Consider the following 16,403-nt stretch of genomic DNA (forward strand, 5'->3'; position numbering starts at 1 on the left):
TGCTGACATGAGTAACGACAATGGGTGTGAAAAACACCCACGCCGAAAGACCAAGGTTTCCTGCGCAACGTTAATCGACGCAGGGTTAGTCGGTCCCTAAGGCGAGGCTGAAAAGCGTAGTCGATGGAAAACAGGTTAATATTCCTGTACTTCTGGTTATTGCGATGGAGGGACGGAGAAGGCTAGGCCAGCCTGGCGTTGGTTGTCCAGGTTTAAGGTGGTAGGCTGAAATCTTAGGTAAATCCGGGGTTTCAAGGCCGAGAGCTGATGACGAGTGTCCTTTAGGACACGAAGTGGTTGATGCCATGCTTCCAAGAAAAGCTTCTAAGCTTCAGGTAACCAGGAACCGTACCCCAAACCGACACAGGTGGTTGGGTAGAGAATACCAAGGCGCTTGAGAGAACTCGGGTGAAGGAACTAGGCAAAATGGCACCGTAACTTCGGGAGAAGGTGCGCCGGTGAGGGTGAAGGACTTGCTCCGTAAGCTCATGCCGGTCGAAGATACCAGGCCGCTGCGACTGTTTATTAAAAACACAGCACTCTGCAAACACGAAAGTGGACGTATAGGGTGTGACGCCTGCCCGGTGCCGGAAGGTTAATTGATGGGGTTAGCTAACGCGAAGCTCTTGATCGAAGCCCCGGTAAACGGCGGCCGTAACTATAACGGTCCTAAGGTAGCGAAATTCCTTGTCGGGTAAGTTCCGACCTGCACGAATGGCGTAACGATGGCGGCGCTGTCTCCACCCGAGACTCAGTGAAATTGAAATCGCTGTGAAGATGCAGTGTATCCGCGGCTAGACGGAAAGACCCCGTGAACCTTTACTATAGCTTTGCACTGGACTTTGAATTTGCTTGTGTAGGATAGGTGGGAGGCTTTGAAGCGTGGACGCCAGTCTGCGTGGAGCCAACCTTGAAATACCACCCTGGCAACTTTGAGGTTCTAACTCAGGTCCGTTATCCGGATCGAGGACAGTGTATGGTGGGTAGTTTGACTGGGGCGGTCTCCTCCTAAAGAGTAACGGAGGAGTACGAAGGTGCGCTCAGACCGGTCGGAAATCGGTCGTAGAGTATAAAGGCAAAAGCGCGCTTGACTGCGAGACAGACACGTCGAGCAGGTACGAAAGTAGGTCTTAGTGATCCGGTGGTTCTGTATGGAAGGGCCATCGCTCAACGGATAAAAGGTACTCCGGGGATAACAGGCTGATACCGCCCAAGAGTTCATATCGACGGCGGTGTTTGGCACCTCGATGTCGGCTCATCACATCCTGGGGCTGAAGCCGGTCCCAAGGGTATGGCTGTTCGCCATTTAAAGTGGTACGCGAGCTGGGTTTAGAACGTCGTGAGACAGTTCGGTCCCTATCTGCCGTGGACGTTTGAGATTTGAGAGGGGCTGCTCCTAGTACGAGAGGACCGGAGTGGACGAACCTCTGGTGTTCCGGTTGTCACGCCAGTGGCATTGCCGGGTAGCTATGTTCGGAAAAGATAACCGCTGAAAGCATCTAAGCGGGAAACTTGCCTCAAGATGAGATCTCACTGGAACCTTGAGTTCCCTGAAGGGCCGTCGAAGACTACGACGTTGATAGGTTGGGTGTGTAAGCGCTGTGAGGCGTTGAGCTAACCAATACTAATTGCCCGTGAGGCTTGACCATATAACACCCAAGCAATCTGCAGAGAGACAGCAGATTGCGGTGTGTGAAGACGCATGAAGACGAAAGTTTGCGAACACACAAGCTGCACCTTGATCACATACCCGATTTGCTGAAGCGTTCGAGAGGACGAGTCAGTACCCGAATTTCTTGACGACCATAGAGCGTTGGAACCACCTGATCCCATCCCGAACTCAGCAGTGAAACGATGCATCGCCGATGGTAGTGTGGGGTTTCCCCATGTGAGAGTAGGTCATCGTCAAGATTAAATTCCGAAACCCCATCTGCGAAAGCAGATGGGGTTTTGTTTTTGCGCGTGAAAAAGCTGCTAAGTCACGGTCCAAAAAAAACCACCCGATAGGGTGGTCTTTTCTTCTGCCAGCAATGGTCAGTCACCGCGATACACGCACCCGCTGGTGCATGTCTCATGAATCCGTATAGCGGACAGCTCTGGCAGCAGTGGTTTCAATTCTTTCCAAATCCACTTCACCAACACTTCACTGGTCGGGTTTTCCAGGCCGGGAATGTCGTTGAGGTAGTTGTGGTCCAGGCGCTCATACAGAGGCTTGAAGATTGTTTTGATCTCAGAGAAATCGCGAATCCATCCGGTATGGGGATCGGGTTCGCCCTGTAGGTAGATCGCTATACGAAAGGAGTGACCGTGCAGACGTCCGCACTTGTGCCCATCAGGCACGTGAGGTAGCCGGTGGGCGGACTCGAACGTAAACTCTTTAAAAATTTCCACGGTGATATAAGCCTTGAGAAGTGGCGATCGCCAGCGCGATAAATGCAAGCGGCGAGTTTATCAGTAATGGTTTAGCGAGTGACAGGCAGACCTGGCCGCGTGGTTAAACCAGAGGCTCCAGTCGTTGGGCGAGACGGCCCGTGTCAACGAGTTCAAGAAATTCGTCCCCCAGCCGCTGACTGCTTTCCATTGCAGCACGCCAGTACCATTGGCGATCCGCATCCCTGCCTACGAACCGTTTAAAGTCGCTTCGATCAGGCAGCTTGCCGTAGGGCAGCGTGGCCAGATACGCCTTGGAGGGCGCGAGCAGCACGACGTCTTGAAGCCGAGTCTGATCGCCTCTGCGCCAGGGCAGTGTCTTGTCAAACCAGCCAGGGATGATTTTGTCGGTGAAATGCGGATACAGCACGATGTCGCTTCCGCTGTATGGAAGATCCAAGTGGTAGTCGAGCAGGCCGCCATCCCGGAACATTCCTGCGCCGATACCGGGTATCTCTGGAACGCCCTCCATGACCATCGGAATGAAGCCTGACGCCAGCAATGCCTGGCGCAGGTTCGATGTGTCCAGTGGCAAGCATCGGGATGGGAAATCAGTCAATGGCAGGAGGGGAGGGGCAAGGCGCGGGTCGTGCATGATCAGCCGCTCGAAATGCCGTGACAGGCGCGCGCGCCCGATCAGGTTGTCAGCGATGACGGCCCCCAGTCCCAGACTCAACCCTGCGCGATGATCCCGGGCAAGCAAGCCCCGGCTTTTGACGATCATTACGTTGAGACGGTAATGGGGATTCGCCAGGACGTGTGCGTCATCCGCCTGCAAAAGCGCATCGAGCATCGTCACACAGCTGCGGGAGACCTGCGCCATCGTTACGCCTTTGGCGAAGCTCTGCTCGGTGTACAAACGCCCAAGTCGCTGAAGACCTGCAACGGGGTCCGGCAGGCATGCGCTTGCAAAGCGCCACGAACCGATGGAAGCACCAATCAATGATCGCTCCCGTTGAGCTCGGGGGAGCCATTCGCCAAACAGCGCCAGATCCAGGCCCTGAATGCCCAGTGCTTTCGGGCCTCCCGCCGCGCCAGGGATAATGCCAACGTCAATCGGCGACAGGCCTTGCTCCCTGATCCGCGTCATTGCGCGCCTGCCGGCCTTGATAGTCAATGAAGGATGTTTGATGTGAATGTTGCTCATGGCCCCTCCGGGGTCGGACTGGGGCGAATAATACCGTGGATCCCGCTTTCATCGACTGACGGTAGATAGGGTAGTGGCACGTAGCCAGATAAATTCAGCTTCAATTAAGTTCGCGCGTTTATGGTGGGCTCCGTAACCAACCAGAACCCAACGGAGATTCACCATGAAAATTCTGACTGCCTTCATCGCTGCCACCGCATTCACTTTCACAGCAGGTTACGTCCAGGCTCGAGACCTTGGTCCTGACGAGGCGCTGAAACTGCGGGATGCAGGTACTATTCAATCCTTTGAAAAGCTCAACGCCGTCGCTTTGGCCAAGCACCCGAAATCCACTATCACGGACACCGAGCTGGAACAGGAATATGGCAAGTACGTTTACCAGATCGAACTGCGAGATGCTCAAGGTGTGGAGTGGGACGTTGAAGTCGATGCCGTCAGCGGCCAGATACTCAAAGACCACCAGGACGCCTGATGATCGCCAGTAAGCGTCCCGCCAAGCGTTTCGTTTACTGTCTTGTGGCCGCCTGTGCGGTCGCCCCAAGCGTCGCGTGCCTGGCTCGGGACCTGAATCAGGACGAGGTGCTTGAGCTGCGCAGGAGAGGTGTGATTCTGCCGCTTGAGCAGTTCATCGATCAGGCACTGGGACGTTACCCCGGCTCCAAGCTGCTTGAAGCCGAACTTGAAGAAAAGCACGGCGTGTTGGTGTACGAGATCGAGCTTCTCACCGCCGATCATGTTGTGCGCGAACTCAAATTTGATGCCGGTGACAGCCGCCTGTTGCAAGACAAGGAAGACGATTGATGCGTTTGTTATTGGTTGAGGATCACGTCCCCCTGGCGGACGAGCTCATCAGTACGCTGGGCCGGCAGGGCTATGCGATCGACTGGCTGACCGACGGCCGCGACGCTATTCATCAAGGCGCCACAGAGCCTTACGACCTGATCGTGCTTGACCTCGGCCTGCCAGGCGTTCCCGGGCTTGAGGTGCTGCAGAAGTGGCGCGCGGCCGGGCTGTCCACCCCCGTACTCATCCTGACGGCGCGGGCCTCCTGGGCCGAACGTATCGAAGGTCTCAAGGCCGGCGCTGACGACTATCTGACCAAACCCTTTCACCCCGAAGAACTGCAGCTGCGCATACAGGCGCTGCTTCGCCGTGTCCGAGGTCTGGCCAATCAGCCGAAGCTCGAATCCGCTGGCTTGCACCTGGATGAAGGGCGCCAGTGCGTCAGTCGCGGGGAGGAGGAAGTCCAGCTCACTGCTGCAGAGTTTCGTCTGCTGCGTTATTTCATGCTGCATCCCGGACAGATTCTCTCCAAAAGTCATCTGGCCGAGCATCTTTATGACGGCGAGAACGAGCGGGACTCGAACGTAATCGAGGTCCACGTCAATCATTTGCGCCGCAAGCTTGGTCGGGCCGTGGTCGAGACGCGGCGCGGGCAAGGCTATCGTTTTGCCGGGACGGGCGAGTGAGGTCGATACAGCGACGCTTGAGTCTGGGCCTGATCAGCGTCCTGCTGATTGTTGGACTGGTCCTGGCGCAGATCAGCCTGTGGCTCTTCGAAGTTGGCTTGCAGCGTTATCTGGAATCAGGCCTGCGCAATGAGAGCGAGCTGCTGCTAGTGGCATTGGTGCGCGGCCCCGGCGGCCTGCAGCTCGATGAGCATCGGCTGTCGCCCGGCTATCAGCGACCCTATTCCGGCCACTATTTTCGAATTGATGTGGAACACGGTCATTGGCGCTCGCGCTCGTTGTGGGATCTGGAGTTGCCGCATCCCGGGCAACCCGGCCTGCATGCCGACCTTGCCTTGGAAAAGACCGATCAATCGCTGTTGCTGCTGCACACCGATTACCGCAAGTTCGGACAGACCATCTCCATCACCGTCGCTCAGGACTACACCCCGGTGCGAGACAGTTTCGCACTGGTCCAGCGCATCGGTCTCGGGCTGGGACTGATGGCCCTGGTGTTGATTCTTGTGCTGCAGCGCGTCACGGTTCGCCGCGCCTTGCGCCCGCTGGAAAGGGCCAGAGAGCAGATTTTTCAACTGCAACAAGGGCAGCGCTCGCAACTTGATGAGCGAGTGCCAGTGGAGCTTGAGCCGCTGGTTGCGCAGATCAATCATCTGCTGGCCCATACCGAGGACAGTCTCAAACGATCGCGCAACGCCCTTGGCAATCTGGGCCACGCACTGAAGACGCCGCTGGCCGTGCTGATGAGCCTGGCCGAAGGCGACAGGCTGGCGGGCCACCCGCACGTGCGCGACACGTTGCGCGATCAGCTGCAGCACATTCAGCAGCGGCTTGAGCGTGAGCTCAATCGAGCGCGCTTGTCAGGCGATGCCTTGCCAGGCGCACGGTTTGATTGTGCTGCGGAGATCCCCGGGCTGTTCTCCACATTGCGGATGATTCATGGCGAGCATCTGGAACTGAGCAGTGAGATATCTGCGGATCTGTTTCTGCCGTGGGACCGTGAAGACATCCTTGAGTTGTTGGGCAACGTCATGGACAACGCCTGCAAGTGGGCCGACAGCGAGGTCAGGCTAACCATCGCCAGAGGCGCTGATGGCTACTGGCTGTTGATCGACGACGATGGCCCGGGTATCCCTGTTCAGCATCGCGATGAAGTCATCGGCCGTGGCAATCGTCTGGACGAGCAAGTGACCGGCCACGGTCTGGGACTCGGCATCGTCAAGGACATCGTCGAGGCGTGGGGCGGGCGCATTCAGTTGCTGGACAGCCCACTGGGTGGGCTGCAAGTTCGTATCGATCTGCCCGAGCGACTCAGCCCGCAACTGCCGGGGACCGAAAGCGCTCGTCAACCCTCGTGACCTCAACTTTTTGTGCGCCGGGCCGTTAACCGTAAAGGAACCCCAACGACTCAACGCACAAAAACAAAGGGTCATGACTTCTATGCGGCTAAATCTCAAAGCCAAAGTACTTTCGCTCGCCGTGCTCCCCGTGTTGGTGTTCGCACTGATCATCAGCGCCAGCACCGTCATCATGCTGCGGGAGCAGGGCAAACGCGAAGTCGAGGAAACCCGCCAGCACCTGCTCGCGGAGGCCAAAGCCACGTTGCAGAGTTATGTGGCTGTTGCGCTAGGCACCATCAAACCGCTGTATGACGCCTCGGCTCCGGGTGACATGGAAGCCCGCGCGCAAGTCATCAAAATGCTTTCCCAAGTCAACTACGCCAAGGACGGGTACTTCTTCGGCTACGACTCGCAGGCGGTGCGGCTGTTCAAGGGCAATAGCCCCGACGGCATCGGCAAGAGCTTCAAGGACGTTCGCGATCCAAAAGGCGTTTTCGTCAATGCCGGCCTGGTTGAGGTGGCGAAAGCGGGTACTCATTACCTGGAATATTCCTCCGCGCTGCCCGGGTCGAGCGAACTGGTGCCCAAACTGGGCTACACCGAGTATCTGCCGAAGTGGGACATGGCCTTTGGGTCGTCGATCAACCTGGATAACATCGATGCCAAAGTCGCAGAGCTGCAGAAGAATGTGTCCGAGCGCCGGCAGAATATGCTCGTCAGCATCATTGGCATCACGCTGCTGGTATTGGTGATTATCGCAGCGGTGGGTTTCTGGATCGCGGGCGGTATTCTGCGGCCGCTGCGCCTGATGAAAGCCAACCTCGATGATATCGCCGCCGGAGAGGGCGATCTGACCCAGCGCCTGGCGGTGACCTCCCAGGACGAACTTGGCGAACTGGCCGGGTCGTTTAATCGCTTTGTCGACAAGATCCACGGCCTGGTCCGGCAGATTGCCGAGATGACCGCGCAGCTGACTGGGCTGGTGGGCGAGGTGACCGATCAGGCGCAGCGCTCCGAGCAGGCAATGGAGCGTCAGCGCCATGAAACCGACCAGGTCGCCACGGCGATCAATCAGATGTCGGCTGCGGCCCAGGAAGTCGCAAAGAGCGCGCAGGGTGCCTCGGTCGCGGCGCAGCAAACCGATGCTGAAGGTCAGGCCGCCAAGCGAGTGGTTGACGGCAGCATCCAGCAGATTCACGCGCTGGTAAACGACATCCGTCACAGCGGCACCTCGCTGGACAGCCTGCAAAATGATGTGACGTCCATTGTCGGTGTGCTTGGGGTAATTCGTTCCATCGCCGATCAGACCAACCTGCTGGCACTCAACGCCGCCATCGAAGCCGCGCGTGCCGGGGAAGCGGGCCGCGGGTTCGCGGTGGTGGCCGACGAAGTGCGTGCGCTGGCCAGCCGCACGCAGCAAAGCACTCAGGAAATCCAGGGCATGATCGACCGCTTGCAGCAAGGCACCCAAGGCGCGGTGCAGGCGATGCGACGCTCAAGCGAGGCGGGCGATGGGACGTCCGCCCGGGCTAATGAAGCCGGGGCATCGCTGGACAAAATCGGTCAGCTGATCGGCACGATCAACGCCATGAACGCGCAGATTGCCAGCGCCGCAGAAGAGCAGACGGCCGTGGCGGAAGAGATTAATCGCAGCGTTCACCAGATCGCGGTGGCGGTCGAAAGCGTGGCCGATGAAACCCGCCACAGCGCCTCCACGTCGCGCAATCTCACGGAGTTGAATCAGCGCCTTGGCCAGTTGGTCCGGCAGTTCAGAATCTAGGCCGGGGTGGCGGGCCAGGCTCGGGGCCCGCTGCCCGCACTTCCTCCATTGACCTTGCGCTTCAGGTGCGGCACTCCTGCGGCGATTGGCGGACTAAGCATCAGACCGTGTGCTTGGCGCGGTGTAATTACATGGAAGAAACATGAACGAAACCGCGCTACAAAGTAAAACCCTGTTGCTGTTATTGGTATTGGTGACCATCGCGTTCATCTGGATCCTTCTGCCGTTCTACGGCGCAGTGTTCTGGGCGGTGATCCTCGGCATCATCTTTGCGCCGCTGCAACGCCGCCTTCTGGCTCGCTTCAACTGGCAGCGCAACCTGACGTCCTTGTGCACGCTGATGATCTGTCTGGTCATCGCGATCCTGCCGGTGATCGTCATCGCGGCGTTGATGGTTCAAGAGGGTGCGACGCTTTACAAGAATGTGGAAAGTGGTCAGCTCGACATTGCCAAGTACCTGGCTGAATTTAAAGTCCTGTTGCCACCCTATGTGCAGCATTGGCTTGATCGGCTCGGCATGGGGGACTTCAACGGCCTGCGCGACAAGATCGCCAAAAGCGCGATGCAGGGCAGCAACTACCTGGCCACCCAGGCGTTCAGCTTTGGGCAGGGCACGTTCGATTTCGTCGTCAGCTTTTTCATCATGCTGTACTTGCTGTTCTTTTTCCTGCGCGATGGCCAAGAGCTGACACGCAAGATCCGCATCGCGATTCCGCTGGCCGAGCCGCAGAAGCGCCGCTTGCAGTTGAAGTTCACCCGTGTCGTGCGCGCGACGGTGAAGGGCAACATTGTGGTAGCGGTGACTCAAGGCGCGCTGGGCGGGTTTATTTTCTGGGCGCTGGATATCCCGAGCGCTTTGCTGTGGGCGGTGATGATGGCGTTTCTGTCGTTGCTGCCGGCGGTGGGGGCTGGGATTGTCTGGGCGCCGGTGGCGCTGTATTTCCTGCTCAGCGGGATGATCTGGCAGGGCGTGGTGTTGGGGCTGTTCGGGATATTCGTGATCGGGCTGGTGGATAATGTGTTGCGTCCGATCCTGGTGGGCAAGGACACGCGGATGCCCGATTACCTGATTCTGATTTCGACGTTGGGCGGAATGGCGGTGTTCGGGTTGAACGGGTTTGTGATCGGGCCGATGGTAGCGGCGCTGTTTATGTCGACGTGGGCGTTGTTTACCGGCGACAAGAAAACCGTTCGATTGCCTGGTTAGCCTTTAAAAGCATCTGCCTAGGGGCAGATATTTCGCCTTCGGCGAGTTACTTGGAAAAGCCCCCCAAGTAACCAAGGGGGCCTGCTCCTGGCTAGGCCCCTCGTTCCTCGGGGTTCCTTCACTCCGGTCCCGCTCCGTAGGCCCGCGCCGAACGGACATCCATGTCCTGACGGCGCTCTCGCCGCATCCATGCGGCTCGACCCACTGCGCGAGACCTGCATTCAGCCTGCACCCAAGTCGCGATTTGACGTCGTCTGGACTACCTGCGCATGAAGATCAAGATCAAAAGCTTCCCGGCTAAAGCCGGTCCCACATTAGAGGTCGCCTCGACTATCACTGGAGGCATGCGCTGCTGTTAGTGGGACCGGCTTTAGCCGGGAAGCCTGTGATCTGGTTTTGCCTTTGCCTTTTGCTTTTGATCTTCATACGCAGTTGGTCCAGACGACGCCAATCGCGACTTTGGTGCAGGCTGAACGCAGGTTTTGCGCAGTGTGCCGAGCCGCATGGATGCGGCGAGAGCGCCGTCAGGACATGGATGTCCGTTCGGCGCGGGCCCACGGAGCAAGACCGGAGTGAGGGTATTCCGACGAAGGAGGAACCAAACCGAGAGCAAGCACCCTTGGTTACTTGGGGTGCTTTTCCAAGTAACTCGCCGAAGGCGAAATATCTGCCGTTAGGCAGATGCTCTTGATCCTCTAAAATCCAAAGCCATAAAAAAACCCTGCTCGAAGGCAGGGTTTTTTGTGCATCACTCAATCATCACAAACCCGCATGGCCCACCAGGGTCAGCAGCGGTTGCGGGTACACGCCCAAGAAGAACGCCAACAGCGTAATCCCCAACAGCATCACACCACCTGCACGCTGCGCCCAGTTGAACGGGGCGTCGTGGCGCTGGATCTTCGAGTCCTGCAGATACAGCGTTACCATCACCCGCAGGTAATAGAAAACGCCGATGGCGCTGCCCACGACCAGTGAACCGGTCAGCCACCACAGGTGCGCTTCAACGCCAGTTGCGATGATGTAGAACTTGCCGATGAAGCCCGTGGTCAGCGGGATGCCTGCCAGCGACAGCATCATCACTGTCAGCACCGCCGTCAGGTACGGACGACGCCAGAACAGGCCGCGGTATTCGAACATCGCGTCGGCATCGCGGCCGCTGTACGGCGACGACATCAACGTGACCACGCCGAACGCGCCCAGGCTGGTCAGCACGTAGGTGACCAGGTAAACGTTGATCGCCTCGACCGCCATGCCCTTGCTCGCCACCATCGCGATCATCAGGTAACCGAAGTGCGCAATCGACGAATAACCCAGCAGACGCTTGAGGTTGTTCTGGGTCAGGGCCAGCAGGTTACCGACCAGGATCGACGCTACGGCGATAACCGACATCACGTCGGTCAGCACACCACTGGTGGCCGCCGGGGAGATCTGGAACAGGCGGACCAGCACGCCGATCACCGCGACCTTGCTGGCTGTGGCGAGGAAAGCCGCTACCGGGGCAGGGGCGCCTTCGTACACGTCCGGTGTCCACAAGTGGAACGGCACCAGCGACAGCTTGAAGCCCAGACCCACCAGCATCATGCCCAGACCCAGGCTGGCGATCGGGCTTGGCATGCCGGTGGCCGCGATGGCCTTGCCGATCTCGCTGAAACTCAGGCTGCCGGATTCGGCATACAGGAGCGCCATACCGAACAACAGGAACGCCGAGCCAGCCGCCGACAGCACCATGTACTTGATGCCGCCCTCCAGCGAACGCTTGTTGAAGAAGGCGTAAGCCACCAGGCCGTAGACCGGGACTGAAAGCAGCTCCAGACCGATGAACAGGCTTGCCAGGTGTTGCGCGGCGACCAGCACCAGGCCACCGGCCGCTGCCATGAGGATCAGCAGGTAAAGTTCTTCGCGGTTGCCCGGGTAACCTGCCTTGCCTTCACCCAGATAGGCGTGGGCCAGAGTGACACAGGCCAGCGTCGACACCAGGATGATGCCCATGTAGAGGCAGGCGAAGCTGTCGATTTGCAGCAATGGCGTGACCACCAGCGGCGCAACTTTCAGCGCCGGGTAGATGGAAAGCAAAGCCAGGTTGAGTCCTGCTACCGTCAGCAGGAATGATTGCGAGTGATTGCGACGCCATGCGATGCCCAGCATCACCACCACAATGGTGATGCTGGTAATCAGCAGCGGCGCCAGCGCAATAAAGTGTTGAATCGTCAGGTCCATAGCGCTCTTACCGGGCCGAAGCGAGTTGAGTGAAGGCGGTGCCGAGCCATTGCTGCACGCCATGCATGGTCGCCGAGGAGGTGTCGAGGATCGGTTGCGGGTACACGCCCAGCAGAATCAACAACACCGCCAGACCCAGCACCATGATCAATTCCCGGCCGTCCATGCCTTTATAGACCGCGTCGGATTTGGCCGGGCCGAAGTAGGCGCGGTGGATCATGATCAGCGAGTAGACAGAACCGAACACCAGGCCGGAGGTGGCGATGGCGGTGATCCATGGCGAGCTGACAAAGCTGCCAATCAGGATCAGGAATTCGCCAACGAAGTTACCGGTGCCTGGCAGGCCCAGCGAGGCGGCAGCGAAGAACAGGCTGATGGCCGGCAGGTACGCGATCTTGTTCCAGAGACCACCCATTTCGCGCATGTCCCGGGTGTGCAGGCGCTCGTACAGCTGGCCGCTGAGGATAAACAGCGCGGCAGCCGACAGACCGTGAGCGAGCATCTGAACGACGACGCCTTGCAACGCCTGCTGGCTGCCTGAGTAGATGCCGATCAGCACGAAGCCCATGTGGGAAACGCTGGAAAACGCGATCAGGCGCTTGATGTCGGTCTGGGCGAAGGCCAGGAAGGCACCGTAGAAGATACCGATCAGACCCAGCACCATCGCGATTGGTGCGAACTCGGCCGAAGCATTCGGGAACAGTGGCAGGGCAAAACGCAGCAGACCATACGCAGCGGTCTTCAGCAGGATGCCCGCCAGGTCCACGGAACCTGCGGTCGGCGCCTGGGCGTGAGCGTCAGGCAACCAGGAGTGCAGCGGCACGATCGGCAGCTTGACCGCGAAAGCGATGAAGAAGCCCAGCATCAGGATGTATTCGGTGCCGTGGGACAGCTTGGTTTTCAGCAGGTCCGCGTAACCGAAGGTGATCACGCCGGTCTGGTTGAAGTGCACCAGCACTAGACCCAGGATCGCCACCAACATGATCAGGCCGCTGGCCTGAGTGAAGATGAAGAACTTGGTCGCTGCGTAGATCCGCGTCTTCTTGCCATCTGCCGAGCTGTGACCCCAGAGCGCGATGAGGAAGTACATCGGCACCAGCATCATTTCCCAGAAGAAGAAGAACATGAACAGGTCGATGGCGAGGAACACGCCGACGACCCCGCCCAGGATCCACATCAGGTTCAGGTGGAAGAAGCCGACGTTACGTTGAATCTCTTTCCACGAGCAGAGTACCGAGAGGATACCCAGCAGGCCTGTCAGCAGAATCATCAGCAGGGACAGGCCATCGAGCGCCAGGTGCACGCTGATGCCGAAGCGCTGGATCCACTGGAGCTTGAATTCAAGGGCCCAGGTCGGATCGGCGCCCGGAACTGGAGCGTAGGTAAATGTACCGGTGCTCCAGACCCACAGGCCCAGAATCGTCTCGAGAGACATGGTCAACAGCGCAATCCAGCGCGGCAGGGTAGGGCCGAAGCGCTCACCTTGCCAGCACAGCAGGCCGCCGATGAAGGGGATCAGGATTAGCCAGGGCAGAATCATGACGGGCTCAATTCCTTTCGCAAAGTCGCAAGGTTCATGTCAGTTCGACTCATCAGACCAGCACAATCGCGCCGAGTACCAGTACGGCACCTGCGGCAATCGAAGCGGCGTACCAACGGAGCTGACCGGTTTCGGTGCGGGTCATCAAGCCGTTGCCGGCTTTGACCAGACGCGGAATCAGGCCGATTGTGTGGTCGAGCGGATCGCCACGCAGCAGGCGGCTGATCGCCAGGTAAGGTTTGACGAACAGCACGTCATACACCCAGTCGAAGCCCCAGGCCGCAAACCACCATGCAGACAGGAAACGACCCGGACCGCTGTTGGCGATGGCCGTGGCCAGACGACGCTTGCCGAGGAACAGCACCGCCGCCAGCAGGATACCGGCCAGAGCGATGGCGCCCGAGGCGATTTCCAGGCTGTGCTTGGCTTCGCCGCCAGCATGCCCCGCGCTTTCCGGCAGCACGCCGGCCAGTGGCGGATGAATCCAGGCGCCAATGAACGTCGACAGCACGATCAGCACACCCAGCGGCAACCAGTGGGAAATCCCGTGGCCGGCGTGGGCTTCGGTCTTCGCTTCGCCGTGGAAGGCGATGAAGATCAGGCGGAAGGTGTACAGCGAGGTCATGAACGCACCGACCAGACCGGCATAAAGCAGGTACTGATGACCGCTGGCGAACGCTTCCCAGAGGATTTCGTCCTTGGAGTAGAAACCTGCCGTTACCAGTGGCAAGGCCGACAACGCCGCACCGCCGACGATGAAGCTGGCGTAGGCCAGTGGCAGCTTCTTCCACAGACCGCCCATCTTGAAGATGTTCTGCTCGTGGTGGCAGGCAACGATCACCGCACCGGACGCGAGGAACAGCAGCGCCTTGAAGAAGGCGTGGGTCATCAAGTGGAAAATCGCGCCATCCCAGGCACCTACGCCCAGCGCCAGGAACATGTAGCCGATCTGGCTCATGGTCGAGTAGGCGAGGATACGTTTGATGTCGGTCTGCACCAGTGCGGCAAAGCCCGCCAGCACCAGGGTAACGCCGCCGACAATGCCGACCAGATGCAGGATGTCCGGAGCGAGGATGAACAGGCCGTGAGTCCGTGCGATCAGGTAAACGCCCGCGGTTACCATGGTCGCGGCGTGGATCAGTGCCGAAACCGGAGTAGGACCGGCCATTGCGTCCGCCAGCCAGGTTTGCAGCGGCAGTTGCGCGGATTTTCCGACCGCACCGCCCAGCAGCATCAGCGTGGCCAGCACGATCCAGAAGTCGCCGACCTTGAAGTGCTGTGGCGCGCGAACCAGCAGTTCTTGGATGTTCAGCGTGCCCAGTTGCTGGAACAGAATGAACAGGCCGATGGCCATGAACACGTCGCCGATGCGGGTCACGATGAAGGCTTTCAGGGCCGCGTTGCCGTTGTTGCGGTTGCTGTAATAGAAACCGATCAACAGGTACGAGCACAGGCCCACGCCTTCCCAACCGAAGTAGATGAACAGCAGGTTATCGCCCAGGATCAGGAACAACATGCTGGCAATGAACAGGTTGGTGTAGGCGAAGAAGCGCGAATAGCCGTCTTCACCGCGCATGTACCACGAAGCGAACAGGTGAATCAGGAAGCCAACGCCGACCACCACACCGAGCATGGTGATGGACAGGCCATCGACATACAGGGCGAAGTTGGGCTCGAAGCCGTCCACCGACATCCAGCGCCACAGCACCATGGTCAGGTGACCGCCTTCCGGTGGTGAGACATTGAACTGGAAGATCACGTACGCGGCCACGATGGCCGACAGGCCAATGGAGCCCACGCCGATCAGGGCTGAAAGGTTTTCCGACCATTTGCCGCGCGAAAACGACAGCAGCAGGAAACCGATCAGGGGGAATACGAAAGTCAGAAAGAGTAGGTTCATCCGCGCATCTCGCTGGCAGCGTCGATATCGAGCGTGTGGAAGCGGCGATACAGTTGCAGCAGGATCGCCAGGCCAATACTGGCCTCGGCTGCGGCAAGGCTGATCACCAGAATGAACATGATCTGGCCGTCAGGCTGTGCCCAGCGGCTGCCCGCAACGACAAAGGCCAGCGCGGCTGCGTTCATCATGATTTCCAGGCTCATCAACACGAACAGAATGTTGCGGCGTACCAACAGGCCCGCCAGGCCGAGGCAGAACAGGATGCCGGCAACCGCCAGACCATGTTCCAAAGGGATTGCTGAGTTCATGGCTTTACTCCTTCGCCTCGTTGCGGCCGACATGGAACGCCGTCACGGCTGCCGCAAGCAGCAGCATCGAGGCGAGTTCGACAACCAGCAGGTAAGGGCCGAACAGGCTGATGCCAACCGCTTTGGCGTCCACCGTGGTGTGACCGATGGAAGCGCCGGTGGAGTTGGCGAACAGCACGTAGATCAACTCCGCCAGCAGCAGGCCGCCCAGCAGAATCGGGCCGAGCCAGATGCCGGGTTTGAGCCAGGCGCGTTCTTGTTGAACCGAGGCCGGGCCCAGGTTCAGCATCATCACCACGAAGACGAACAGCACCATGATGGCGCCGGCGTAAGCGATGACTTCCAGGGCTCCGGCGAACGGCGCGCCGAGGCTGAAGAAAGTCATGGCCACGGCGATCAGCGAAATGATCAGGTAGAGCAGGGCGTGCACCGGGTTCGTGTTGGTGATCACCCGAAGGGTGGCCACCACAGCGATGCCGGATGCGAAATAGAAAGCGAATTCCATCTTTCTTCCTTAAGGCAGCAAGCTCTTGACGTTGATGGGCTGGGCTTCGTTCTGTGCATCGCCTTTCGGCTTGCCGGCGATCGCCATCCCTGCAACGCGGTAGAAGTTGTAGTCAGGGTTCTTGCCGGGGCCGGAGATCAGCAGATCTTCCTTTTCGTACACCAGATCCTGACGTTTGAACTCGGCCATCTCGAAATCCGGTGTCAGCTGGATCGCGGTGGTCGGGCAAGCTTCCTCACACATGCCGCAGAAGATGCAACGCGAGAAATTGATGCGGAAGAACTCCGGGTACCAACGACCGTCGTCGGTCTCGGCCTTCTGCAGCGAGATGCAACCCACCGGGCACGCCACGGCGCACAGGTTGCACGCCACGCAGCGCTCTTCGCCGTCGGGGTCGCGGGTCAGGACGATGCGGCCACGGTAGCGCGGCGGCAGATAGACCTGCTCTTCCGGATATTGCAGGGTGTCACGCTTACGGAAGCCATGGCCGAAGACCATGATCAGGCTGCGCAGCTGGGTACCCGTACCCTTAACGATGTCGCCAATATATTTGAACATGGGTC

14 protein-coding genes and 2 rRNA genes (1 of these 16 cut by a window edge) are annotated in these 16,403 nt (G+C 59.0%); 8 read left to right on the forward strand and 8 right to left on the reverse strand.

The features are described from left to right. Together FX982_RS14950 and rrf are read left to right on the forward strand one after the other, a co-directional pair. Window positions 1-1,649: ribosomal RNA gene (locus FX982_RS14950) — 23S ribosomal RNA — on the forward strand; it begins 1,242 nt to the left of the window's first position. Between the two features lie 146 nt (window positions 1,650-1,795). Beyond that, window positions 1,796-1,911: ribosomal RNA gene (rrf, locus tag FX982_RS14955) — 5S ribosomal RNA — on the forward strand. Between the two features lie 123 nt (window positions 1,912-2,034). Here rrf and queD read toward each other — a convergent pair. Together queD and FX982_RS14965 are read right to left on the reverse strand one after the other, a co-directional pair. Then, entirely contained in the window at window positions 2,035-2,391 is a 357-nt protein-coding gene (gene queD, locus FX982_RS14960; RefSeq protein WP_172611443.1) for a 6-carboxytetrahydropterin synthase QueD, read from the reverse strand. A 103-nt stretch (window positions 2,392-2,494) separates the two neighbouring features. Then, complete coding sequence (locus FX982_RS14965; protein ID WP_172611444.1) at window positions 2,495-3,577, reverse strand: patatin-like phospholipase family protein; 1,083 nt, start codon at window positions 3,575-3,577, stop codon at window positions 2,495-2,497. A 163-nt stretch (window positions 3,578-3,740) separates the two neighbouring features. Between FX982_RS14965 and FX982_RS14970 the strand changes: the two genes are divergently transcribed. From FX982_RS14970 to FX982_RS14995, 6 genes are all read left to right on the forward strand, one after another. After that, window positions 3,741-4,049, forward strand: a complete 309-nt coding sequence (locus tag FX982_RS14970) for a PepSY domain-containing protein (RefSeq protein ID WP_122536319.1) — start codon at window positions 3,741-3,743, stop codon at window positions 4,047-4,049. Continuing rightward, complete coding sequence (locus FX982_RS14975) at window positions 4,049-4,378, forward strand: PepSY domain-containing protein (RefSeq protein ID WP_122536320.1); 330 nt, start codon at window positions 4,049-4,051, stop codon at window positions 4,376-4,378. The genes FX982_RS14970 and FX982_RS14975 overlap by 1 nt, the downstream gene beginning before the upstream one ends. Further along, the gene (locus tag FX982_RS14980; RefSeq protein WP_172611445.1) at window positions 4,378-5,046 is read left to right on the forward strand and encodes a response regulator transcription factor; all 669 of its coding nucleotides are present in this window, start codon (window positions 4,378-4,380) and stop codon (window positions 5,044-5,046) included. The genes FX982_RS14975 and FX982_RS14980 overlap by 1 nt, the downstream gene beginning before the upstream one ends. Beyond that, the gene (locus tag FX982_RS14985) at window positions 5,043-6,401 is read left to right on the forward strand and encodes an ATP-binding protein (RefSeq protein ID WP_172611446.1); all 1,359 of its coding nucleotides are present in this window, start codon (window positions 5,043-5,045) and stop codon (window positions 6,399-6,401) included. Before FX982_RS14980 ends, FX982_RS14985 begins: the two co-directional genes overlap by 4 nt. Window positions 6,402-6,483: 82 nt before the next feature. Beyond that, window positions 6,484-8,163 carry a methyl-accepting chemotaxis protein gene (locus FX982_RS14990; RefSeq protein WP_172611447.1) on the forward strand — a complete coding sequence of 560 codons (1,680 nt, stop codon included), beginning with the start codon at window positions 6,484-6,486 and terminating at the stop codon, window positions 8,161-8,163. A 142-nt stretch (window positions 8,164-8,305) separates the two neighbouring features. Continuing rightward, a complete protein-coding gene (locus tag FX982_RS14995) occupies window positions 8,306-9,370 on the forward strand; it encodes an AI-2E family transporter (RefSeq protein WP_172611448.1) in 1,065 nt (354 codons plus the stop codon). Between the two features lie 759 nt (window positions 9,371-10,129). Here the strand turns inward: FX982_RS14995 and nuoN are convergent. The 6 genes from nuoN to nuoI are packed head-to-tail and all read right to left on the reverse strand — an operon-like array spanning window position 10,130 to window position 16,398. Continuing rightward, the gene (nuoN, locus tag FX982_RS15000; protein WP_172611449.1) at window positions 10,130-11,587 is read right to left on the reverse strand and encodes an NADH-quinone oxidoreductase subunit NuoN; all 1,458 of its coding nucleotides are present in this window, start codon (window positions 11,585-11,587) and stop codon (window positions 10,130-10,132) included. A 7-nt stretch (window positions 11,588-11,594) separates the two neighbouring features. After that, window positions 11,595-13,127 (reverse strand): NADH-quinone oxidoreductase subunit M, encoded by a 1,533-nt coding sequence (nuoM, locus tag FX982_RS15005; protein ID WP_172611450.1) that lies wholly within the window; start codon window positions 13,125-13,127, stop codon window positions 11,595-11,597. A 52-nt stretch (window positions 13,128-13,179) separates the two neighbouring features. Beyond that, a complete protein-coding gene (gene nuoL, locus FX982_RS15010) occupies window positions 13,180-15,027 on the reverse strand; it encodes an NADH-quinone oxidoreductase subunit L (RefSeq protein ID WP_172611451.1) in 1,848 nt (615 codons plus the stop codon). Beyond that, the gene (nuoK, locus tag FX982_RS15015) at window positions 15,024-15,335 is read right to left on the reverse strand and encodes an NADH-quinone oxidoreductase subunit NuoK (protein ID WP_065989117.1); all 312 of its coding nucleotides are present in this window, start codon (window positions 15,333-15,335) and stop codon (window positions 15,024-15,026) included. Before nuoK ends, nuoL begins: the two co-directional genes overlap by 4 nt. Window positions 15,336-15,339: 4 nt before the next feature. Beyond that, entirely contained in the window at window positions 15,340-15,840 is a 501-nt protein-coding gene (gene nuoJ / locus FX982_RS15020; protein ID WP_037008804.1) for an NADH-quinone oxidoreductase subunit J, read from the reverse strand. A gap of 9 nt (window positions 15,841-15,849) precedes the next feature. Then, the gene (nuoI, locus tag FX982_RS15025; RefSeq protein ID WP_037008808.1) at window positions 15,850-16,398 is read right to left on the reverse strand and encodes an NADH-quinone oxidoreductase subunit NuoI; all 549 of its coding nucleotides are present in this window, start codon (window positions 16,396-16,398) and stop codon (window positions 15,850-15,852) included. Window positions 16,399-16,403 lie beyond the last annotated feature (5 nt).

The sequence above is a fragment of the Pseudomonas graminis genome (assembly GCF_013201545.1).
In the GTDB taxonomy this organism is placed as follows: domain Bacteria; phylum Pseudomonadota; class Gammaproteobacteria; order Pseudomonadales; family Pseudomonadaceae; genus Aquipseudomonas.

Coding starts and splice junctions, on each gene's coding strand:
- FX982_RS14965 (WP_172611444.1), bottom strand. CDS start 3,577: ATGAGCAACATTCACATCAAACATCCTTCATTGACTATCAAGGCCGGC.
- FX982_RS14970 (WP_122536319.1), top strand. CDS start 3,741: ATGAAAATTCTGACTGCCTTCATCGCTGCCACCGCATTCACTTTCACA.
- FX982_RS14975 (WP_122536320.1), top strand. CDS start 4,049: ATGATCGCCAGTAAGCGTCCCGCCAAGCGTTTCGTTTACTGTCTTGTG.
- FX982_RS14980 (WP_172611445.1), top strand. CDS start 4,378: ATGCGTTTGTTATTGGTTGAGGATCACGTCCCCCTGGCGGACGAGCTC.
- FX982_RS14990 (WP_172611447.1), top strand. CDS start 6,484: ATGCGGCTAAATCTCAAAGCCAAAGTACTTTCGCTCGCCGTGCTCCCC.
- FX982_RS14995 (WP_172611448.1), top strand. CDS start 8,306: ATGAACGAAACCGCGCTACAAAGTAAAACCCTGTTGCTGTTATTGGTA.
- nuoN (WP_172611449.1), bottom strand. CDS start 11,587: ATGGACCTGACGATTCAACACTTTATTGCGCTGGCGCCGCTGCTGATT.
- nuoM (WP_172611450.1), bottom strand. CDS start 13,127: ATGATTCTGCCCTGGCTAATCCTGATCCCCTTCATCGGCGGCCTGCTG.
- nuoL (WP_172611451.1), bottom strand. CDS start 15,027: ATGAACCTACTCTTTCTGACTTTCGTATTCCCCCTGATCGGTTTCCTG.
- nuoK (WP_065989117.1), bottom strand. CDS start 15,335: ATGAACTCAGCAATCCCTTTGGAACATGGTCTGGCGGTTGCCGGCATC.
- nuoJ (WP_037008804.1), bottom strand. CDS start 15,840: ATGGAATTCGCTTTCTATTTCGCATCCGGCATCGCTGTGGTGGCCACC.
- nuoI (WP_037008808.1), bottom strand. CDS start 16,398: ATGTTCAAATATATTGGCGACATCGTTAAGGGTACGGGTACCCAGCTG.